Origin of the sequence: Arthrobacter agilis, from assembly GCF_006494655.1 — a bacterium.
GTDB lineage: Bacteria > Actinomycetota > Actinomycetes > Actinomycetales > Micrococcaceae > Arthrobacter_D > Arthrobacter_D agilis.
Genome location: NZ_VHIM01000003.1, coordinates 269,326 through 288,273, shown reverse-complemented (window position 1 = coordinate 288,273; position 18,948 = coordinate 269,326). Strand labels below are relative to the sequence as shown.

General features: G+C 69.3%; 21 protein-coding genes. 10 read left to right on the top strand and 11 right to left on the bottom strand.

What is annotated here, in order from left to right:
• The first annotated feature begins 19 nt into the window (after nt 1-19).
• Nucleotides 20-247, top strand: coding sequence for a hypothetical protein (locus tag FJV46_RS06185; protein WP_087028910.1), 228 nt, complete (start codon nt 20-22; stop codon nt 245-247).
• A 6-nt stretch (nt 248-253) separates the two neighbouring features.
• Here FJV46_RS06185 and FJV46_RS06180 read toward each other — a convergent pair whose 3' ends face one another.
• Nucleotides 254-1,552, bottom strand: coding sequence for a hemolysin family protein (locus tag FJV46_RS06180; protein WP_087028912.1), 1,299 nt, complete (start codon nt 1,550-1,552; stop codon nt 254-256).
• 95 nt (nt 1,553-1,647) lie between these two features.
• The gene (aztA, locus tag FJV46_RS06175; RefSeq protein ID WP_232008530.1) at nt 1,648-2,334 is read right to left on the bottom strand and encodes a zinc ABC transporter ATP-binding protein AztA; all 687 of its coding nucleotides are present in this window, start codon (nt 2,332-2,334) and stop codon (nt 1,648-1,650) included.
• Nucleotides 2,335-2,387: 53 nt separating this feature from the next.
• Here aztA and aztB point away from each other — a divergent pair, with 53 nt between their 5' ends.
• From aztB to aztD, 4 genes are read left to right on the top strand one after another with little or no spacing between them, the layout of a single operon-like run.
• The gene (gene aztB, locus FJV46_RS06170; protein ID WP_087028914.1) at nt 2,388-3,281 is read left to right on the top strand and encodes a zinc ABC transporter permease AztB; all 894 of its coding nucleotides are present in this window, start codon (nt 2,388-2,390) and stop codon (nt 3,279-3,281) included.
• The gene (locus FJV46_RS06165) at nt 3,268-4,533 is read left to right on the top strand and encodes a hypothetical protein (RefSeq protein WP_087028916.1); all 1,266 of its coding nucleotides are present in this window, start codon (nt 3,268-3,270) and stop codon (nt 4,531-4,533) included. Before aztB ends, FJV46_RS06165 begins: the two co-directional genes overlap by 14 nt.
• Complete coding sequence (aztC, locus tag FJV46_RS06160) at nt 4,530-5,441, top strand: zinc ABC transporter substrate-binding protein AztC (RefSeq protein WP_087028918.1); 912 nt, start codon at nt 4,530-4,532, stop codon at nt 5,439-5,441. Before FJV46_RS06165 ends, aztC begins: the two co-directional genes overlap by 4 nt.
• Nucleotides 5,442-5,474: 33 nt before the next feature.
• Complete coding sequence (aztD, locus tag FJV46_RS06155; protein WP_232008531.1) at nt 5,475-6,731, top strand: zinc metallochaperone AztD; 1,257 nt, start codon at nt 5,475-5,477, stop codon at nt 6,729-6,731.
• A 74-nt stretch (nt 6,732-6,805) separates the two neighbouring features.
• Here aztD and FJV46_RS06150 read toward each other — a convergent pair whose 3' ends face one another.
• Entirely contained in the window at nt 6,806-7,264 is a 459-nt protein-coding gene (locus tag FJV46_RS06150) for a MarR family winged helix-turn-helix transcriptional regulator (RefSeq protein ID WP_087028920.1), read from the bottom strand.
• 61 nt (nt 7,265-7,325) lie between these two features.
• On the opposite strand from FJV46_RS06150, the gene FJV46_RS06145 reads away from it, so the two are divergent.
• Nucleotides 7,326-7,694: a VOC family protein gene (locus FJV46_RS06145; protein ID WP_087028921.1), complete on the top strand. Its 369-nt coding sequence runs from the start codon at nt 7,326-7,328 to the stop codon at nt 7,692-7,694.
• 239 nt (nt 7,695-7,933) lie between these two features.
• On the opposite strand, the gene FJV46_RS06140 is transcribed toward FJV46_RS06145, so the two are convergent.
• Genes FJV46_RS06140 through FJV46_RS06130 form a run of 3 tightly spaced genes read right to left on the bottom strand, consistent with a single transcriptional unit; the run spans nt 7,934 to nt 9,708 of the window.
• Nucleotides 7,934-8,815 (bottom strand): DUF4031 domain-containing protein, encoded by an 882-nt coding sequence (locus FJV46_RS06140; protein ID WP_087028923.1) that lies wholly within the window; start codon nt 8,813-8,815, stop codon nt 7,934-7,936.
• Between the two features lie 33 nt (nt 8,816-8,848).
• Complete coding sequence (locus FJV46_RS06135) at nt 8,849-9,142, bottom strand: DUF4287 domain-containing protein (protein ID WP_087028924.1); 294 nt, start codon at nt 9,140-9,142, stop codon at nt 8,849-8,851.
• A gap of 2 nt (nt 9,143-9,144) precedes the next feature.
• On the bottom strand, nt 9,145-9,708 hold the full coding sequence (locus FJV46_RS06130; RefSeq protein WP_087028926.1) for a dihydrofolate reductase family protein: 564 nt from the start codon (nt 9,706-9,708) through the stop codon (nt 9,145-9,147).
• Between the two features lie 135 nt (nt 9,709-9,843).
• Between FJV46_RS06130 and FJV46_RS06125 the strand changes: the two genes are divergently transcribed.
• On the top strand, nt 9,844-10,899 hold the full coding sequence (locus FJV46_RS06125; RefSeq protein ID WP_087028927.1) for a sigma-70 family RNA polymerase sigma factor: 1,056 nt from the start codon (nt 9,844-9,846) through the stop codon (nt 10,897-10,899).
• On the opposite strand, the gene FJV46_RS06120 is transcribed toward FJV46_RS06125, so the two are convergent.
• On the bottom strand, nt 10,896-11,330 hold the full coding sequence (locus FJV46_RS06120; RefSeq protein WP_087028929.1) for a hypothetical protein: 435 nt from the start codon (nt 11,328-11,330) through the stop codon (nt 10,896-10,898). The two genes, FJV46_RS06125 and FJV46_RS06120, sit on opposite strands and share 4 nt — an antisense overlap.
• Nucleotides 11,331-11,517: 187 nt before the next feature.
• On the opposite strand from FJV46_RS06120, the gene FJV46_RS06115 reads away from it, so the two are divergent.
• The 3 genes from FJV46_RS06115 (at nt 11,518) to FJV46_RS06105 (ending at nt 14,397) form a co-directional block, all read left to right on the top strand.
• Nucleotides 11,518-12,612, top strand: a complete 1,095-nt coding sequence (locus tag FJV46_RS06115) for a WD40/YVTN/BNR-like repeat-containing protein (RefSeq protein ID WP_087028931.1) — start codon at nt 11,518-11,520, stop codon at nt 12,610-12,612.
• A gap of 14 nt (nt 12,613-12,626) precedes the next feature.
• Nucleotides 12,627-12,938, top strand: coding sequence for a MoaD/ThiS family protein (locus tag FJV46_RS06110; protein ID WP_087029381.1), 312 nt, complete (start codon nt 12,627-12,629; stop codon nt 12,936-12,938).
• Between the two features lie 172 nt (nt 12,939-13,110).
• Nucleotides 13,111-14,397 carry an ammonium transporter gene (locus FJV46_RS06105; RefSeq protein WP_087028933.1) on the top strand — a complete coding sequence of 429 codons (1,287 nt, stop codon included), beginning with the start codon at nt 13,111-13,113 and terminating at the stop codon, nt 14,395-14,397.
• Nucleotides 14,398-14,562: 165 nt separating this feature from the next.
• Here the strand turns inward: FJV46_RS06105 and FJV46_RS06100 are convergent, their stop codons facing one another.
• Genes FJV46_RS06100 through FJV46_RS15565 form a run of 4 tightly spaced genes read right to left on the bottom strand, consistent with a single transcriptional unit; the run spans nt 14,563 to nt 18,948 of the window.
• Entirely contained in the window at nt 14,563-16,188 is a 1,626-nt protein-coding gene (locus FJV46_RS06100; protein ID WP_087028935.1) for a carbohydrate-binding domain-containing protein, read from the bottom strand.
• A gap of 38 nt (nt 16,189-16,226) precedes the next feature.
• Nucleotides 16,227-17,006, bottom strand: coding sequence for a polyphosphate polymerase domain-containing protein (locus FJV46_RS06095; RefSeq protein WP_087028937.1), 780 nt, complete (start codon nt 17,004-17,006; stop codon nt 16,227-16,229).
• Entirely contained in the window at nt 17,003-17,710 is a 708-nt protein-coding gene (locus tag FJV46_RS06090) for a DUF4956 domain-containing protein (protein WP_087028939.1), read from the bottom strand. The genes FJV46_RS06095 and FJV46_RS06090 overlap by 4 nt, the downstream gene beginning before the upstream one ends.
• Nucleotides 17,707-18,948 (bottom strand): bifunctional glycosyltransferase family 2/GtrA family protein, encoded by a 1,242-nt coding sequence (locus FJV46_RS15565; RefSeq protein WP_087028941.1) that lies wholly within the window; start codon nt 18,946-18,948, stop codon nt 17,707-17,709. The genes FJV46_RS06090 and FJV46_RS15565 overlap by 4 nt, the downstream gene beginning before the upstream one ends.

Genomic DNA, 18,948 nt, shown 5'->3' with positions numbered 1-18,948 from the left:
ATTACATCAGGGTTGAGCCATGACCTCCAGCCCGACACCCCTCGCTCCCCGTACCCGATCCACGGCCGGCCACGCACGCCATGAGCACTCGTGGATCACGATGTCCGAGCACCCGGTGTCCACCGGCACCGCGCTCTATGTGCGCTGTTCGCAGTGCGAGTGCTGGCGCGTCGACACGAAGGGGCAGGAGGACGTCGCTCCGCACGCGGACAGCCGCACCGTCGTACGGGCAATTCGGACGGCCTGATGTCAGTCACTCCTCGCCGGAGGGTTCGCTCTCGGCCGGCAGGACCAGGATTTCCGCGATGCGGCGGCGGTCCATGCTCGTGACCTGGAGAGTGGCGCCGTCGACCTCGACGACGTCCCCCTGGTGGGCGAGCCGGCCCAGGCGCTCGAGGACGAAACCGGCAACGGTGTCCCAGGTCCCGTGGGGCAGGTCGATCCCCGTGGTCTCCGCGAAGTCCTGCAGGTTGAGCCGGCCATCGACAACCCCTCCGCCCTCCGCCAGTTTCACGGGGGCCGCATCGGTGTCGTACTCGTCGAAGATCTCGCCGACCACTTCCTCGACGAGGTCCTCCAGGGTGACGATCCCGTCTGTTCCGCCGTACTCGTCGATGACCACGGCGATGTGCGTGTTGCGCGCGCGCAGCATCGTCAGCGTGGGCAGGACACGGGCAGTCGCCGGCAGATACGGGATCGGCCGGATGACGTCGGTCACCGGAGCGCCCGGCTTGTGGGACGCAGCCTCGTAGAGATCGCGGACGTGCACGAAGCCCGTGATGTCGTCGATCGACTGGTCCACCACGGGATACCGGGAGAACGGCAGATCCGCAATCTGCGCCACGGCGTCGCCGACCGTGTCACCGCTGGTGACGGTGATGACCTCGGGGCGCGGTCGCATGACCTCGCTGACCTGCCGGCCCCGCAGCGACAGCACGTCATCGAGGATGCGGCGCTCGTCCTCGGGCAGTCCCTCGTGACTGGTGACGATGTCGCGGAGCTCCTCCTCGGACATGCCCTCGCTCGTGCGGGTCGGATCCCCTCCGAGGAGTCGCACCACCGCGTTGGTCGACACGGACAGCAGCCAGATCACGGGCCTCATGATCCGGGCGAAGGTATTCAGCACGGGCGCCACCGCGTAGGCGAACTGCGCGTTGCGCTGGATCGCGAGGCGCTTCGGGGCCAGTTCCCCGAGGACGAGCGACAGATACGCGACCACCAGGGTGAGCAGGATCGTCGCGACGGTCAGGGCTGCCTGCTCGCCGAACCCGAGCCCCACGAACAGGGGCGCGACGGACGGGGCGATCGACGAGGCACCGTAGGCGGCGGATGCGAAGCCGGCGACGGTCACGCCGATCTGGACGGCGGACAGGAAGGTGTTCGGATTGCGTGCGAGCGCGGCGACCTTCTCGCCCCTCCTGCCGCGTTGGGCGATCGCGTTGACCTGGCTGTCCCGCAGGGTCACCAAGGCCATCTCCGTCGCCGCGAAGACGCCGCCGATCAGGACGAACACCACGACCAGCGCGATGTTCAGGAGCAGCTCCCCGTTCATCGGGCTCCGCCGGAAACAGGGTGGTCGCCCGGCCGCCGGGTGCGGGGTCTGTCGCTGTCGGAGGAGATCTCAGGGGAGCGGCTCATGCACCCACTCTAGAAGGTGTGGTGCGGGCCGGCTCGGGAGTCCCCGACGAGGAAGCGCCCCTCGTCCAGCCTGATCGTCCGGTCGGCGGCCCCGAGGACGGCGTCGTCGTGCGAGACGCAGACCACCGTGGCACCCCGCGCCTTCTCGAGTGCGAGGAGTCCGACGACGACGTCGCGCGTTCCCGCGTCGAGGCCCGTGGTGGGTTCGTCCAGCAGCAGCAGGTCGGCGCGCTGGGCGAGGCCCTGCGCCAGGAAGGCGCGCTGCCGCTGACCGCCGGACAGTGCCCGCAGGGGCCGCCCCTCGAATCCGGTGAGTCCGACGGCGGCGATACTCTCCTCGACGATACGCCGGTCCCCGGCTCGCAGGCGGCCGAAGAGTCCGGCACGCGCCCACCTGCCCATCGTGACGGCGTCGTGCACCGTGAGCGGAAGGCGGTCCGGGACGTCGCTGCGCTGCACCACGAGTGCAGTGCTCGCGGGGTGCGGGAGCGAGACCGATCCCCTCCTGGGGACGAGCAGGCCGGCAAGGACGGCGAGCAGTGTCGACTTCCCCGAGCCGTTGGGGCCGGCCACCACCGTGAGGGCCCCCGGCTGGACGGCCACCGACACACCACGCAGGGCATCGACGCCGTCGTGGTCCAGCCAGACGTCGTCGAGCAGCAGCGAGGGCGCACCGGGTGCGGAGGAAGAAAACACTCGTCGAATCTAGCATGTTGAGAATGATTGTCGTTTAAGCTTAGTGTTGGCGCGTGCCCCTCCTGCTCGAGCCCTTCGCCTCCGATTTCATGCTGCGCGCCCTCATCGGCGGCTCACTCTGCGCAGCCATCTGCGCCGTCGTCGGAACCTGGGTGGTGATCCGGGGCATGGCCTTCCTCGGTGAGGCGATGGCGCACGGCATGCTGCCCGGCGTCGCACTCGCCACCCTGGCCGGCGTGCCGGTGATCCTCGGTGCGACGGCGAGCGCAGTGGTGATGAGCCTCGGTGTCAGCGCCCTCGCGCGGCGGGGGCGTCTCTCCCACGACACGAGCATCGGGCTCTTCTTCGTCGGCATGCTCGCCGCGGGGGTCATCATCATCTCCCACTCACGCAGCTTCGCCACGGACGCCACCGCCATCCTGTTCGGGGACGTCCTCGCCATCGAGGGGAGCGGCGTCCTCCTGCTCGCCGTCGCACTCGTGGCGACCGTCCTCGTCGCAGCGGCGTTCCACCGCTCCTTCGTGGGGCTCGCCTTCGACCGACGGGTCGCCGAGGTGATGGGGCTCAGGCCGCGTCTCGGGCAGATCCTCCTCGTCGCACTGGTGACGCTCGCCGTCGTCGCCTCCTACCAGGCGGTCGGCGCGCTGCTCGTGATCGGGCTGCTCCTGGCTCCCGCCGTCGCGGCGTCCTCCTGGACCGTGCGCATCCCGGTGATCATGGCACTCGCGGCGGGGGTGGGTGTGCTCTCGGTGACCCTCGGGCTGCTCGCGTCCTGGCACCTGGGTACTGCGGCCGGCGCCTCGATCGCACTGGCCGCCATCGCCTGCGCCGCCGCGTCCGGCCTGCTGCGCGGCGTCATCCGCCGCAGCCCGTCCATCTCGCTCCCCAGTCCGGGGGACCGCCTCCCCGCCCCATCGTCACAGAAAGCAGTTCGTGCTCACGCCTAGATCCCTGCCCGCAGCCCTTCCCCTCCTCGTCCTGACCCTCGCCTCCTGCTCCTCGACAGCACCGATCGGCTCCGCAGCGGACAGCACCGCCCCGTCGGCCGCATCGTCGGCCGCCGGGCTCGGCGACGGACACGGTGCCATCGCCGGCTCCGAGGAAGTGCCGGATCCTCCCCTGCATCTCGTGACGGTCGACCCGGCCGGCTCCGTGGACATGCTCGACCTCGCCGACGAGACCGTCGAGACCCTCGCCGGGGTGCAGGGCGTGACCGCGATCGCCACCGATGGCCGGTATGTGTTCGCCTCCGCGGCAGCCACCGGGTCCCTGACGGTCATCGACACCGGCATGTGGACGTGGGACCACGAGGACCACTTCCACTACTACCGAGGCCCGTCGAGGCTCGTCGGCACCGTCGAGGGCGAGGGGGAGGCCGTCGTCACCCCCGGATCGACGACCACGGGCGTCTTCTTCCCCGACAGCGGGGACGCCCAGGTGCTCGACAACGACGCGCTGGCGCGGGGTGAGCTGGACGTCGTCACGGAGATCACCATGCCTCCCCATGACGGTCTCGCGGTGCCGCTCTCCGGGTTCACACTGCTGACCGTGCCCGGTGCGGACGGCGTCGCGGCCTCGGTCCAGGCGCACGACGGCGACGGCGCGCCCGTGGACGGAGCGTCGGCGCCCTGCGCAGCTGCCGGCGGGACCATCACGACGACGGTCGGCGCGGTCATCGGGTGCGAGGACGGCGCCCTGCTCGCCACGCACGACGGCGGCACCGTGACCTTCGAACGCATCCCGTACCCGGACGGGGCGGATGCCCCGCGAGCCACCGCGTTCCGGGCCCGTGAAGGCCGGCCCACCGTCGCCGCCACGGCGGGAGACCAGGGCGCCTGGCTCCTCGACACGCGCCGGCGGGCCTGGCAGTTCATTCCCACCGACGTCCCCCTGCTCCGCGTGTCCTCCGTCGACGACCGCGAGGGGCACGTCGTCGCCCTCGCGGCGGACGGGCGCGTCCTCGTGCTCTCGGCCACGACGGGAGCGACCCTCGCCGCCACCGAGCCGCTGCTCACCAGCACACCGGCCGGCCCGGCACTCCCCGACGGCGTGGACCTCATCGCGGACCAGCAGCGCGCCTACCTCAACGCACCCGCCGAACGGACCCTGTTCGAGATCGACTTCGCGGACGGTGCCCGGATCGCCCGGACCTTCGAGACGGCTACCGTGCCGGCCTTCCTCGTGGAGACCGGCCGATGACGGCGGTCACCCGGGCCCTCGTGCTCGCGCTGACCTCGGCCGCCGTCCTGACGGGCTGTTCCGCGCCCGCATCGGACCGGCCGGTCATCGTGGTCACGACCAACATCCTCGGCGACGTCGTGCAGAACGTCGTGGGCGACGAGGCGGAGGTCCGCGTCCTCATGCAGCCCAACGCCGACCCGCACTCGTTCGAGATCTCCGCGCAGGACGGAGCCATGATGCGGGACGCCGACCTGATCGTCACGAACGGGCTCGGCCTCGAGGAGGGGCTGCAGCAGCACATCGACAGCGCACAGCGCGCAGCGGTACCGGTCCTGGTGGCGGGGGACGTCATCACAGCGCTCGAGTACGCCGATGGCGGGTCCGCCGGGACGCAGGATCCCCACTTCTGGACGGACCCGCCCCTCATGGCCGACGTCGTCGACGAGCTGGAGCAGCACACCGCAACCATCCAGGGCATCGACGAGGCCTCCGTCGCCGACTCCGCGGAGAGCTACCGCACGGAACTGACCGAGCTCGACGCCACCATGACGGAGGCCTTCGGGAAGATCCCCGCCGCGCAGCGGAACCTGGTGACCAACCACCACGTCTTCGGCTACCTCGCCGAGCGCTACGGCTTCCGCATCATCGGCGCCGTCATCCCGGGAGGCACCACCCTCGCCTCCCCCAGCGCCTCCGACCTCCGCGACCTCGTCGCGGCCATCGAGGAGGCACAGGTGACCACGATCTTCGCCGAATCCTCCCAGCCGGACCGGCTCGTCCAGGTGCTCGCCGACGGCGCGGACCTCGAGGTCGACGTCGTCGAGCTGTTCACCGAATCACTCACGAACCCCGGCGAGGGTGCTGACACGTACCTCGCCATGATGCGCACGAACACGGAGCGCATCGCCGCCGGACTCTCACCCTGAGCGTCCTCCTACAGGAAAGACACCCCGATACCCATGCAGACACCGAAGCACCCACCGTTGCGCCCCAGGCGCCACGCCCTCGCGGCCACCGTCGCGACCTCCGCGCTGCTCCTCACGGCGTGCGGCTCCTCGTCGGGCCCGGCGGCTGACGCCTCCGCCGCACCCGACACCACTTCCTCGGCCACTGCTGCCACGGCCACACCGCGCGTTGCCGTGACGTACGACGGCGGCATCGTGGTCCTCGACGGCACCACGCTGGAGGTGGAGGGCGACCTCCCGATCGAGGGCTTCACGCGCCTCAATCCAGCGGGCGACGGGCGGCACGCCCTCGTCACCGTCCCCGCAGGCTTCCAGGTCCTCGACCTGGGCACCTGGACCGACGACTCCGGATCACATCTGGCCGAGCCGGATCTCAACGACCTCGTGTTCGAGGCCGACACCGCCGGCCACGTCGTCCGGCACGGCGGAAAGACCGTCCTCTACGCCGACGGCACCAGCGACACCACCATCTTCACCACGGCCGACCTCCTCGACACGAAAGGCAGCCTCCCGGACACCGAGGTGATCGAGGGCGAGGACGCACACCACGGCGTCTCGATCGTGCTCGAGGACGGAACCTTCCTCACCACGGTGGGCAACGCGGAGAGCCGCTCGGGCATCGCGGTCATCGACGCCGACGGCAACGAGGTGGCGACGAGTGACGAGTGCCCGTCCGTCCACGGCGAGGGGACCGCGATGAACGAGGTGGTCGTCTTCGGCTGCAGCGACGGAGCACTCGTGTACGACGGCGGCGAGATCACCAAGATCACCGCGCCGGACGAGTTCGGCCGCATGGGCAACGCCTACGTCAGCGAGACCAGCCCCATCATCGCCGGCGACTACAAGTCGGACCCCGACCTCGAGGGCTACCTCCTCCATCAGCTGACGCTCATCGACACCGAGACGAAGACGATGGACGTCGTCGACCTCCCCGACGGCGTCGAATACACCTTCCGCGATGTCGCACGCGGGCCGGCTGACGAGATCCTCATCCTCGCCTCGGACGGGGCACTGCATTCCATGGATCCCGGAACGGGTGAGATCACCGGGTCGACACCGGTCGTGGACGCCTGGGACGGACCCGTCGAGTGGCAGGACCCGCACCCCGCCCTCACGGTCGTGGACGGCACGGCATTCGTCACGGACCCGGCCTCGAAGAAGCTGCACGCCGTCGACATCGCCACGGGCGAGATCACGTCCTCGAAGGAGCTCCCCGGCGCACCCGTCGAGATGGCGGCGGTCACCGGCTGACCTCCAGCAGGCGCGGCGCGGGCCGGCACCTCTGCGAAGGTGCCGGCCCCCGTCGGCTTCTCTTCCGGCGTCGTTCACTCCAGCGAATCCTCGTCGGCGTTCCGCAGGGCTCGGATCATCCTGTTCAGAACATGGTGCGCAGTGGCCTGCTCCTCGGGTGTCATGCCGCCGAGCATCTGCACTTCGACGGAGCGGACTGCTGCTGAGGCCTGCTCGAGGCTTTGCCGACCACGTGGTGTGAGCTGTGCAGGAGAGACTCTCCCGACGCGAGCTTCCGTGGGGCGTGTCACGTATCCGTCTCGCTCCAGTGCCTGCAGGAGCACGTTCATGGATTGTCGGGTCACGAAGGCACCGCGGGCGAGCTCCGAGTTGGACAGCCCCGGGCGCTGCGCCAGCAGCTCCAGGCACGAGTAGTGCGTCACGGTCATCCCCAGCGGACGTAGAACCGCCTCCATCGCGGCCCGGAGCTCACTCGAAGCCTGTTTCAGCAGGTAGCCCAACGATGTCTCGAGGTGGATGCCTTCTTGACTCATGTCAGCATTCTGACATACTGTTTTCATGGCAGATAACTGACGGCGAACCCAGGAGTAGCGTATGCCCGTCACCGGCCCAGATTTCATCTCCCTCCAGGTGAGAGACCTCGATGCATCGCAGGCGTTCTATGAGCAGCATCTCGGTCTCGTCCGCTCTCCAGCCGGCCCGCCCCACGCCGTCGTCTTCGAGACGACCCCGATCGCCTTCGCACTTCGGGACCGTATTCCCGGGACGGACTTCACATCCGTTGTCCAGCCCGGAATCGGAGCCGCGATCTGGCTCCACGCCACAGATGTCCAGGCCATCCACGACACTCTCGTCAGTCACGGCCACCCCATCGTCTCCAGTCCCGTGGATGGACCCTTCGGTCGCACCTTCACCCTCTCCGACCCGGACGGCTACCACATCACCCTCCACGACCGGGCCTGAACACCACCGAGGCCCGCGGGGATGACAAGGCATGGGTGGCATGCGACACCAGGACCCCGACGCCGTCGTGCGCGGCTGCTCCCCTACCTGCGGGTGGTGCACAGCAATGAGGAGAAACTCCCCTGGATCACCGACGTGGTCCTGAAGACCCAGGACGTGAGGGTCCGACGTCTCCCCGGTCTCCCGCAAACTGATACCACCGCCGGGCGGCACTGACCCGCCACGCCTGCCCCGTCCGGTCAGCCGAGCCCCGTCAGCTCCCGCTGCAGGTTCCGCCGCGCACGGTCGCCCCAGCGACCCTGCGCCGCTGGGGTGCGGAACAGCGGCTCGAGGGCGATCAACCGCGTCAGGACCTCCCGCCGGCCGGCGGCGAATACCTCATCCGTCAGCTGGGCGTACTCCTCGCGGATGGCTGCCGTGTAGCGCGCGTAGTCGACGTCGCCGCCGCCGAGAACCGCGAGATCGGCGTCGCAGAGGAGTTGCCCTGCGCGGTCCTCGTCAGCCGGATCGTGACTGATCGTGAGGAGCACGAGGCGCTCGATCTCATCCACCTCCGAAGCGGGGATCCGCCCGGCCAGACGGGCAGCCGCGAGGGCAGCCGACGCGCGTTCGTCGTCGCCGGCCGCACCGTCATAGATCGCGTCATGGAACCACGCGGCCAGGCGCACCGGACGCCGGAGAGCCGCGTCCGAAGCGTGCAGGAGGAGGTCGAGTGCCTCGAGGACAGCCAGGAGGTGGGTCTGCGTGTGGTACCGGCGGTGCGGCTCGCCCCACCGGTCGAGGAGCTCCGCGCCGAGTGCGGGATCCTGCGGAAGCAGGGCGTTCCACCGGGAGGTGAGGGCCGCGCGAAGCTTCGGCCCGCGCCGTCGCGCCGGGACCCTGAGTCCGCTCGCGATCAGCGCCCGCACCAGCTCCGTCCCACTGACCTCCTCGGCGCCGCGCTCGACCAGCTCGCGATACCGCCGCGCCGGTACGTCGTAGTGGTCCTCGTCGAAGGCGCGCCGGGAGATGCCGGCGGCACCCGCGAAGGCGTGCAGTTCAGCGAGCGACGACGTCGAGACCAGGTGCGAGAAGACCGTTCCGTGGGCGGGCCAGGACGGCGGATCGATGAGGACGGCCATGGGCAGCAGTCTAGGGCGGCTCCGTCTCGACGTTCACGGACCGGGTTTCGATGCGACCCCATCGAGCCACAACTCCGTGGAGGCATCCGCATGGACGCCGCCGCTCCCCACGTGCTGTCCGCTGATGGTGGGCCCGTTCCTGATGACGTGGACCAGTGCCATGGCATGGCCCCGCCCGAGCCCGTGGTCCTCCTTCAGCCAGGAGACGATCTCCCCGGCCTTCGCGCCCGGACCATCGAAGCCGTGGTCCCTGGCCTGCGCCACGAGCTGCCGTGGGGTCAGCCCCGTCTTCGCTTCGATGGCGTCGAGATATGCCTGGAAAGACATGCTTACTCCCCTGCCGTCCCGGGACGGAGACCGTACGAAGCGAGGACATTGCCCCTGCTCGTCGTCGTGACGTCCTGCAGTTCGAGCCTCGTGACGGGGTCCGAGGGCCCGAACAGGTGGCGACCCGCGCCCGCGACCACGGGGTGGGTCATCAGCATCAGCGAGTCGAGCAGCCCGGCGAACAGGAGCTGGCGTACCAGGGAGATGCTGGCGCAGACTGCGATCTCGCCGCCCTCCGTCTGTCTGAGTGCGCGGACGAAGTCCTCGAGCGGCTGGTCCATGAGGGACGCGTTCGTCCAGCCGAGCTGCCCCGAGAGGGTACGGGACGCCACGAACTTCTCGACCGGGTTGATGAAGGATCCGAAGGGGTCCGCTGCCTCGGCCGCGGGCCAGTACTCCGCCCATTCCTCGTAGCCGTGGCGTCCGAGCAGCACGGTGTCCACCCTGCTGATCATCGCGCCCATCCCGGCCCCGAGTTCGGCGTCGAAGCTGTCGAGTTGCCAGAGATGGGGGGACTCGACCACCCCGTCCACGGAGGAGAAGAGGCCTGCTGTGACTCGACGCATGGAAGTGCTCCTGTCCGGATGAAGTGCTGCTGTCCTCCAGTAGACGGCACGCGGCCACGGGAGTCATCGCTTCAGGACGAAACTTTATGCGCCGGATACCTCCCGCGGTCCCCCTGGCATCGCTACGCTCGAGCCATGCAGCCCGTCACCGCCGCCTCGCAGCAGGCTACGACGATGCCGACCGGCCCGGACGGCACCCCTTTCGAGCAGCTCCTCGAGTCGTCCCGCCGGGACCTGACGAGCTACTGCTACCGGATGCTCGGGGCGTCGTCGGAGGCAGAGGACGCCGTCCAGGAGACCATGATCAAGGCCTGGTCGGCGCGGGATTCCTTCGCCGGCCAGTCCTCCCTGCGCACCTGGCTGTTCCGTATTGCACACAACGTCTGCGTCGACATGGTGCGCAGTCCCCAGCGGCGGGCCCGGCCGATGGACCTCGGGGCCTCCACCCGGACAGCAGATGCCGTGCTCGGCGCGCCCCTGCCGGAGAACGCGTTCGTCCAGCCGATTCCCGATCAGCGCGTGATCGACACCTCCGGGGATCCTGCCGCCGTCGCCGAAGCCCGTGACAGCATCCGGCTGGCTTTCGTCGCCGCGCTCCAGCACCTGCCGCCGCTCCAGCGCAGCGCGCTCATCCTGTGCGAGGTGCTGAATTGGTCCGCCTCGGAGGTGGCCACCCTGCTCGAGGTGACCCCTGCCTCCATCAACAGTGCCCTGCAGCGGGCCAGGAAGACCATGTCCTCGCACCGGGCCGCCGCATCGATGCCTCTCGAGGACCCCGCGCACCGGCACCTGCTGAACCAGTACCTGCGCGCTTTCGAGGCCTACGACATGAACCTGCTGGTATCGCTGCTGCGGGACGATGTGGTCCTCTCGATGCCGCCGTTCGGCCTCTGGCTCAGCGGGCCGGACGACGTGATCGCATGGTTCGTCGGGAAGGGCAGCGTCTGCGAGAACGGACGGCTGATCCCGCTGGACGTCAACGGTGCGGGCGGGTTCGCCAACTACCACTTCGTGGAACCCGGACTGTGGAAGCCCTGGGCCATCCAGGTCATCGAGACGGACGGCGGGCGCATCATCGGCCACCACAACTTCCTCTACCCGGAACTGTTCGAGGCGTTCGGCCTTCCGACGGTCATCGACGAGCGCGAGCGACCCGCCGTCGGCCGCTCTCCCGGCGGTGCGTCGGACTAGGTTGCGGGGCAGCCGGCCCCGGCCCACTCGGCAGCGAGCTGTGCACGTTCGAAGTAACGGGACTCGCAGATGCCGTGGTCGAGGAAGGCGGCAATGACCTGGTCCACCGGACCCGTCCCGACGAACGCGACACGCGCGGCGATCTCGTCCTCGAGGATGAGGGCCCGGGCGTCCGCGGCGATCCCGGTCATGGCCTGCAGATGGACGACCAGCGGCAGCAGGTACCCCTCGGAGAGGTCGCGGACGGCGTGGTGGGCGCTCTCGACGTCGGTGCTGTTCAGCAGGGACCCGGCGGCCCACCAGAGCTGCAGCCCCGCGGTGGTGGACTGGACGCAGAACTTGCCCTCGCAGTATGAACGGACGCACGGATCGTGGCCGGATGCCGGACACAGCCGTGCCGGCGCGGGTGTTCCGAGAACTGTCTGACGCACGGATTGCCTCCTGGGTGAACGGGTTGTCCGCGCCCCAGCGTCCGGATAATTCCACTCTGACACGGCCGGACCCGCACGTAGAAGGATCAGGACAGAAGCGGGTAGCCACCCCTGTACAAAACGAGTGGCGGGTGGCATCCTCCCAAGTGATCTGCATCAGGAATCCACGACGCCAACGGGGGCAGTCATGTCAGCAGCGGGAACCACACTCCTCGCCATCGGCACCAAGAAGGGCCTGTGGCTCGCGACGAGCACGGATCGAGCAACGTGGTCGCTGTCCGATCCGCTCTTCCTGATGGAGGAGATCCCGAGCGTCGGCATCGACACCCGTGGCGGGCGCACACGCCTCTTCGCCGGGCGCATGTCATGGCACTTTGGCCCCTGCATCGCCCACTCGGACGATCTCGGGTCCACCTGGACGGAGCCGAAGGAGGGCAGCATCCGCTTCGCAGCGGAGGACGGCGCCGCCCTCGAGCGGGTCTGGCAGATCCAGCCCGACGCCGAGAGCCGCCCCGGCGTGGTCTGGGCCGGATGCCAGCCCATCTCGGTCTGGAAGTCCACCGATCATGGTGAGACCTTCGAGCTCAACCGTGGCCTGTGGGACCACCCGCACCGGAGCGAGTGGGGCGCGGGCTTCGGTGGCGCAGCAGCCCACACCGTGCTGCCGAGCCCGGCGGACGAAACCCTCCACGTCGCCATGAGCACCGGTGGTGTGTACCGGTCGGACGACGGCGGAACCTCCTGGGAACCGAAGAACAAGGGGATCAGCGCGTACTTCATGCCCGGCCCGGAGCCGGAGTTCGGCCAGTGCGTGCACAAGGTGGCGCGCGACGCCGTCGATCCGGACCGTCTCTTCGCCCAGAACCACCACGGCGTGTACGCGAGCACGGACCGGGGAGACTCCTGGCAGTCCATCGCCGATGGCCTTCCCGCCGATTTCGGCTTCGTGATGCTCTCCCACCCGCATCGCAGCGGCACCGCCTGGGTGATCCCCCTCAAGGCCGACGGCGAGCGCATCCCGCCGGACGGGCATCTCGCGGTCCACCGGACCGACGACGGCGGTGCCAGCTGGCAGGCGAGCGACGCCGGACTGCCGACGAGCGAGTTCAATGCCGTGCTGCGCGACGCCGCCTGCGTGGACGACGCGGACACGACGGGTGTGTACTTCGGCACGCGCGGCGGGAGCGTCTACGGGAGCGCGGACGAGGGCCGCACGTTCCAGGAGATCGCGAGCCATCTACCGGACGTGCTGTCGGTGCGCGCCGCCGTCGTTCTGGCCTGACGCCCGTGCACGCCATGCGCACTGCAGCGACCGATGCCCGCGGCGCGGTGACCGTCCTGATCCCCACCCTGCTCCGCGCGTACATCGACGGCCGCAGCGAGGTCAGCATGGACGTGCCGGACGACGGCGACGTCGCGTCACTGCTCGACGGCCTCGGTGAGGGGCGCCCGCTGCTGGACCAGCGGATCCGTGAGGAGACGGGGGCGCTGCGACGCTACGTGAACATCTACGTGGACGGCGAGGACGTGCGGCGCCTGGACGGTCTGGGAACAGCTGTCCCGGCGGGCTCGACCGTCATGATCATCCAGTCCGTGGCGGGCGGCTAGTGCCGAAGCGCGGCGTAACACGGAATTAACCCCGTTCGCGGGATTCCGAAACGTCGCGCTGACTACCATGATCCAGCGCGGCGTGTCCTCCCGGTTGCGCACCACACCCCGGTGCGAGCACGGGCCCAGTCCCCTCCGGCACGCAGGAGCGCTGTCACGGAAATGGACTCCCATGGATTCTGGAAACGTCGCTTGGATTCTCGCCAGTTCTGCACTCGTCTGTTTGATGATCCCCGCGCTGGCACTGTTCTACGGAGGAATGGTCGGCTCGCGCCGCATCCTCAACATGATGATGATGTGTTTCGGCGGCGCGAGCCTCGTCGCCGTGCTCTGGGCACTGTTCGGCTATTCGATGGCCTTCGGCAACTCGGTGGGCGGCCTCGGCCTGATCGGTGACGTGGCCGAGTACGCCGGGATGGGCCAGCTCCTCGCCGAGGATCCCTCGGCCTCCATCCCGCCGATCCTGTTCGCGGCCTTCCAGCTGTTCTTCGCCTGCGTGACGACGGCGCTGGTGGCCGGGGCCGCGGCCGGTCGCATGAAGTTCGGGGCGTGGATGATCTTCGCGGGTGTCTGGGCCACCCTCGTGTACTTCCCGATCGCCCACTGGGTCTTCGCGTTCAGTTCCGAGGACGGCTCCGTGGTCGGCGGGTGGATCGCGAACACGCTCGGAGCGATCGACTTCGCCGGTGGCCTCGCCGTCCACATGAACGCGGGTATCGCGGCTCTTGCGCTGGCGCTGGTGCTCGGGCGGAGCCACGGCTGGCCGACGGTCGATCATGCCAGGCCCCACAGCCGGCCCCTGATCCTCGTGGGTGCCGGTCTCCTGTGGATCGGCTGGTTCGGCTTCAACGCAGGCTCCGCCCTCTCGGCCGGCCAGGCCGCGTCGGTGGTCTTCCTCAACACTGCCGTCGCCGCCTCCGCCGGGCTGCTCGCCTGGGCCCTGGTGGAACGGATCCGGAACGGCGCGGCCACGAGCCTCGGTGCGGCGTCGGGTCTCATCGCGGCCCTCGTGGCCATCACTCCCGCGTGCGGGGCGGTGAGCCCCATGGGCGCCCTCGCCATCGGTGCCATCGCGGGGGCCGTCTGCTCGCTCGCCGTCGAACTGAAGTTCCGCCTGGGTTTCGACGACTCGCTCGACGTCGTCGCCGTCCACCTGGTCGGTGGAATCCTCGGTACCCTGCTCATCGGCCTGTTCGCCACGGAGGACGCCCCGAACGGAGTTGCCGGCCTGTTCTACGGGGGTGGCCTGGAGCTGCTCGGCATCCAGTCGCTCGCCACGCTGGCGGTGCTCGCCTACTCCTTCGTGGTCACCTGGGTGATCGCCCAGGTTCTCCAGCGCACCATCGGCCTCCGGATCGAGGAGGCGGACGAGCTCCGGGGCATCGACATCTCGGCGCACTCGGAGTTCGCCTATGTGACCGACGAGGATCCCGTGGACCTGGGTGCTCCGCGCGCCTGAGCTGCGAGCGGACCCAGCGGCATCGGTACCGGCTGTCGGCGCAGCGATGAGGGCTGCACGGACGGTGAAGCCCCAGCAGTCCGGGCGGTGGCTGACCGACCGGTGCCCGGGAGCTCGGTGACCTCGAGCCCCGGGCGCCGGCGGCTGTGCCCGGGCGGATCCTTGTCAGCGCCTGCCGGGTCCCTGCGACTGGGTGTACTCGCCCGCCGTGACGGTGCCGAGCTCGTCGGCGCCGTCGAGGGTTCCCTCGGTGACGCCCTCCGACTCGGTGGTGGTGCCGCCCGTGTAGACGGTGTAGGTCTCACCCGCCGCGATCGACGCCGAGGAGAAGATGAGCGAGGCCGTGTCCTTGGTGCCGACGAAGGACCCCACCACGGTGCCGTCGGCGTCGGCGATCTGGATCGCCGTTCCGGCCGGAACGGTGGAGGCGAACGTGAGTTGCACCCCGGATTGTGTGGAGGCGGCGCCCGGTGCCACCGCCATACCCGCGCTGCCGGCCGCCGCGACGGTCCCGCCGTCGACCGTCAGTTCGCCGTTGACGTCCAGGGCTCCGTTGCCTTCGCCGGTCGGGCCGTTCACGACGACGGTCCCACCGGTAATGCCGGCGTCACCGTTCGAATCCAGGCCGTCGCCGTCCGATGTGATGGTCAGGGAGCCTCCCGTCACGCTGACCGTGTAGTCGCCGACGGCATCCATGCCCCCGCCCATGCCGCCCATGCCGCTGGTGGTTTCCGCTGAGCCACCCGCGGCGTTCACGCCGTCGTCGCTCGACGTGACCTCGGAAGTACCCCCGTTGATGATGATGTGGGGTGCTTCCATACCCTCCACCGACTCCGTGACCGTCACCGTTCCCGCATCCACGGTGAGCGTGGTCGCCGCCTTGACGCCGTCGTCGCCCGAGGACACCACGAGGTCACCTCCGTAGACGGTGAACCAGCCGCGGCCGTCCTCGTCCTCGTTGGTGGACTTGATGCCGTCCCCGCCGGCTGTCACGTCATACGTTCCGCCGAGCAGCGCGATGTAGTCCTTGCCCGTGATGCCGTCGTCGACCGCGTCGACGGTGACGTCACCGTCTGCGAGGACGAGCCCGTCTTTGGAGACGATGCCGTCATTCGAGGTGCCGTTCACCGTCAGGCTCCCGTCACCGGCGATCGTGAGATCGGCCATCGAGTACAGCGCGGCGTCAGGTGCGTCCGTGCTGTCGTCCGCATAGGAATCGGCATCGGTCAGGGTGTTGGTGCTGCCGTCCTCGAGGTAGACGAGGGCCTCGTCTGCGGTCGTCACCACGAGCGGGGAGCCGGTGCTGCTGGTCAGCTCCACGCCGTCGAGGATGAGGCGGACCACGTCCTCCTCTCCCGCGGCAACGACGACCTGACCATCGGTGAGGCTGCCGGACAGGCGGTAGGTCCCGGCAACGGTGATGGTGACGACGTCTCCGTCCACGGTGACGCCGTCGCCCGCCGCACTGGTGGAGCCGTCGGCCAGGGTGACAGCGACTTCGTCGGCCGCATCCCAGGTGAGGTCGTCGTCATCGTAGTGGGTGTCCTCCGCGATGGCCGTGGAGTCGGCGACGACGGCGGTCGTCGCGTTCGTGTCGCCGGACTCCGCGGTCGCGGTCGTGTCGGAGGCAGCCGAATCCGTCGTGGCCGTGCCGGCGGACTGCGTGGTGGAGGTCGTGGAGCCGGCGCCCGCCGTGGTACCGACGCTGCAGCCGGCCAGCGCCAGTGTGAGCGCGAGGCCGGCAACGGAGGTCCTGAGGGTCGTGGTCCGGATCGTGGAGAGGAGTCGCATGAGGTGTCCTTGGGTGGGGAGGTTCGGAATCGCGCAGGTCAGCGGGAGAGGGGGCGAAGCGGGAGGGTGGTCGAGACGGTGCGGTGCCAGCGGTTGGCCGGAAGCGACGGGTCGAGCGCGGCCATGCCGGTGGCGAACTTGGAGATCCTGCAGGGCCGGATGCCGTATGCCCAGAGGTGGCGGTCCAGGGCACTCGCCGCACTGCCTGACTTCGTCTCGATGATGACGGCGCCGTCGAGTTCGTGGGCCTGCCCGCCCGGGCGGCGCCAGGTGACGCCCAGGTCGAGCGTGGCGCGGCTCGCGGAGCTGGGCAGGTAGAGCGTGATCCGTCGATACGCGGTCTCGATCACCGGCCGGAGGTTTCCCGAGGGTACCGACCCGATGGAGCAGGCGAGCGTCTCGTTGATGTAGTCGAGACCCGCGGGCGTCAGACGATGGCTGTCGGAGGGCTCATAGGGGATGCGCTCCTTCACGGTGGCCGCCCGAGCGCCTTCGGTCTTCACCTCGAGGAAGCTGATGCCACTGTCCACATAGGTGCGGGTGCGGATCTTGTAGCGGCGACGCCTGCCGTGGGCGGCGAGCAGGTAGCTATCCAGGGCTGGAGTGTCGAAGTAGACGGAGTCGTAGGCGAAGGTGCGTCGCCCCGCCATCTCGAGGACCTGCACCTCGGCACCGAAGGCCTCGATGGCATCGACTGCCCGATGCGCTTCGACCACGTATTTGCGGTCCGTCCTCGTCTGGAGCGCGGCTGCACTGTTGAGGTCGGCCAGGCTGACCGCCGGCCGGTGGTCCAGGTCCGCGAAGGTGCCGGTGCTCATGGCCTGCCCGCCGTGCTGCGCCCGCTGTCCGCCGGCACCAGGGCCGGGTCTGCGCCGGGTACGGTCTCCGGGAGGTGCGCGGCGTAGGTGGTGCCGGTCGGGCGATCGGGCAGGGTGGCGATCAGGGGCGCTGCGGGGGCCGGCACGGCCCGGGGGCCGGCAGCCGCCGCTTCGTAGCGGACCTCGACGATGGTCTTGTCGTTCACGAGGTCCAATTCGGACACCGTGGCGGAGTGGATGCGTGCGCCCAGCACGTCGGCGAGACGGGCATGGAGCGCTGTCTCGTCGCTGATGGCCTGGTCCAGCACGACGATCTGGTGCCGGTAGGCCGGCAGGACCCCTGAGTGGTCGCCGATGAACATGACCACGAGGATCAGGCCCATCAGGGCCAGGGGCAGCCACAGCGGTTCCGCACCGAGGCCCGCGATGAGGCCGAGGGCGAGAGCGGAGAAGTAATAGGCCACCTCGTGCTGCGCCAGCTCCGTGGAGCGGAGCCGGATGATCGAGAGGACCCCGAACAGGCCGAGGCCCAGGCCGACTCCGGCCGCCGACCCGGAGAGGGCGGTGGCAACCGCGAGGACTCCGACATTCATGCCGAGATAGGAGACCACCAGATCGCGGCGGCGGTGGCGGCGGAGGTACAGGCCGACGGTGAGGAGCGTGATGGCCAGCAGGTCTGCGGCAATGAGGATCAGGATGTTCATGGCGTGTTCTCCAGAAGATGGGCAGTTGTTCGTTCTCTACGATCGACGCGGAGTCTGTGCCGGGGCTGTGCCGGCCCAGAGCCCCTCATATGAGCTGTACCGCGGTGCCCTTTTCCCCGTCCCGAAAGAAAGCGTTGCTGGGCGGTGAAACTCACGGCGAAGAGGAGGATCTCCGTCAGGACCTTCGCCGGCACGTCCGGCATCCCGGCGACGGTCAGCACGAGGATGGCTGCGTAGTTCGCGGCGAGCAGGGCGACGACCAGCCCGAAGTACCGGCTCGCGGCCGGCAGGAGAGGCCTGTGCCGACCGTCGGGGAAGACGAGGCTGCGGTTGCTGAGGAAGTTGATGAAGGAGCTGATCAACCTCGCTCCCACGACCGTCAGCAGCAGCGACTCCGTCATGAAGCCGAGCACCACGAAGGCCGCCAGATCGATCCCGAAGGCGGCGAGCGAGGACAGGGAGAATCTGAGCAGCGGAGCATAGATGCGGGCCGAGTCCACCAGGGGCCGGAAGTGGGACGAACTGTTCCCCGCAAGGTAGATGGTCGAGATCTCGACACTGTCGATCCGATACCCTGCCTGCCCTGCGTGAAGCAGCAGATTGAGCTCGTACTCGTAGCGGTCACCCCGCACCGACCGGAGCCAGGGAAGCAGTGCAGCGGGATACCCGCGGAGCCCGGTCTGGGTGTCGTGCAGCCGCACGCCGGCGGAGTATCGGAACAGGGTGCGGGTGAGGGCGTTCCCCAGGCGGCTGCGGACGGGGACCTCGCCGTCGAAGGTCCGCTCCCCCAGGACCATCGCCGGACGCGAAGCGTGCCGATCGTCGCGGCACTCATCCTGGGGATCGCCCCCGCCACCGCAAGCACCGCACCCACCGGATCCACCGGATCCACCGAAGACACTGGAGACGCCTGCGATGCCGAGCACACGCGCGGCGACGCGCAGGATGTCCGGCACCGCATGCTGGCCGTCGCTGTCCGCGCAGACCACGCCTTCGCCGGGATGGTGGCGTTCCGCATACCCGAACCCGGTCTTGAGGGCCTGTCCCTTGCCCCGGTTGTGCGGATAACCGATGACCGTGGCGCCGGAGCGGCGGGCGGTCTCGAACACCGCGGCGAATCGCGGACCACTGCCGTCGTCGACCACCAGGACCACCAGGCGCGGATCTGCGGCGAACAGGTCGCGGACGAGGTCGGGGAGTGCTGCGTCCGGCTCGAACGCCGGGATGAGGATGATCAT

What these genes read in the sequence shown, in the direction of transcription:
- FJV46_RS06185 (WP_087028910.1), top strand. Translation starts at nt 20, where the DNA reads ATGACCTCCAGCCCGACACCCCTCGCTCCCCGTACCCGATCCACGGCC.
- FJV46_RS06180 (WP_087028912.1), bottom strand. Translation starts at nt 1,552, where the DNA reads ATGAACGGGGAGCTGCTCCTGAACATCGCGCTGGTCGTGGTGTTCGTC.
- aztC (WP_087028918.1), top strand. Translation starts at nt 4,530, where the DNA reads ATGACGGCGGTCACCCGGGCCCTCGTGCTCGCGCTGACCTCGGCCGCC.
- aztD (WP_232008531.1), top strand. Translation starts at nt 5,475, where the DNA reads ATGCAGACACCGAAGCACCCACCGTTGCGCCCCAGGCGCCACGCCCTC.
- FJV46_RS06150 (WP_087028920.1), bottom strand. Translation starts at nt 7,264, where the DNA reads ATGAGTCAAGAAGGCATCCACCTCGAGACATCGTTGGGCTACCTGCTG.
- FJV46_RS06145 (WP_087028921.1), top strand. Translation starts at nt 7,326, where the DNA reads ATGCCCGTCACCGGCCCAGATTTCATCTCCCTCCAGGTGAGAGACCTC.
- FJV46_RS06140 (WP_087028923.1), bottom strand. Translation starts at nt 8,815, where the DNA reads ATGGCCGTCCTCATCGATCCGCCGTCCTGGCCCGCCCACGGAACGGTC.
- FJV46_RS06135 (WP_087028924.1), bottom strand. Translation starts at nt 9,142, where the DNA reads ATGTCTTTCCAGGCATATCTCGACGCCATCGAAGCGAAGACGGGGCTG.
- FJV46_RS06130 (WP_087028926.1), bottom strand. Translation starts at nt 9,708, where the DNA reads ATGCGTCGAGTCACAGCAGGCCTCTTCTCCTCCGTGGACGGGGTGGTC.
- FJV46_RS06125 (WP_087028927.1), top strand. Translation starts at nt 9,844, where the DNA reads ATGCAGCCCGTCACCGCCGCCTCGCAGCAGGCTACGACGATGCCGACC.
- FJV46_RS06115 (WP_087028931.1), top strand. Translation starts at nt 11,518, where the DNA reads ATGTCAGCAGCGGGAACCACACTCCTCGCCATCGGCACCAAGAAGGGC.
- FJV46_RS06110 (WP_087029381.1), top strand. Translation starts at nt 12,627, where the DNA reads ATGCGCACTGCAGCGACCGATGCCCGCGGCGCGGTGACCGTCCTGATC.
- FJV46_RS06105 (WP_087028933.1), top strand. Translation starts at nt 13,111, where the DNA reads ATGGATTCTGGAAACGTCGCTTGGATTCTCGCCAGTTCTGCACTCGTC.
- FJV46_RS06100 (WP_087028935.1), bottom strand. Translation starts at nt 16,188, where the DNA reads ATGCGACTCCTCTCCACGATCCGGACCACGACCCTCAGGACCTCCGTT.
- FJV46_RS06095 (WP_087028937.1), bottom strand. Translation starts at nt 17,006, where the DNA reads ATGAGCACCGGCACCTTCGCGGACCTGGACCACCGGCCGGCGGTCAGC.
- FJV46_RS06090 (WP_087028939.1), bottom strand. Translation starts at nt 17,710, where the DNA reads ATGAACATCCTGATCCTCATTGCCGCAGACCTGCTGGCCATCACGCTC.
- FJV46_RS15565 (WP_087028941.1), bottom strand. Translation starts at nt 18,948, where the DNA reads ATGATCATCCTCATCCCGGCGTTCGAGCCGGACGCAGCACTCCCCGAC.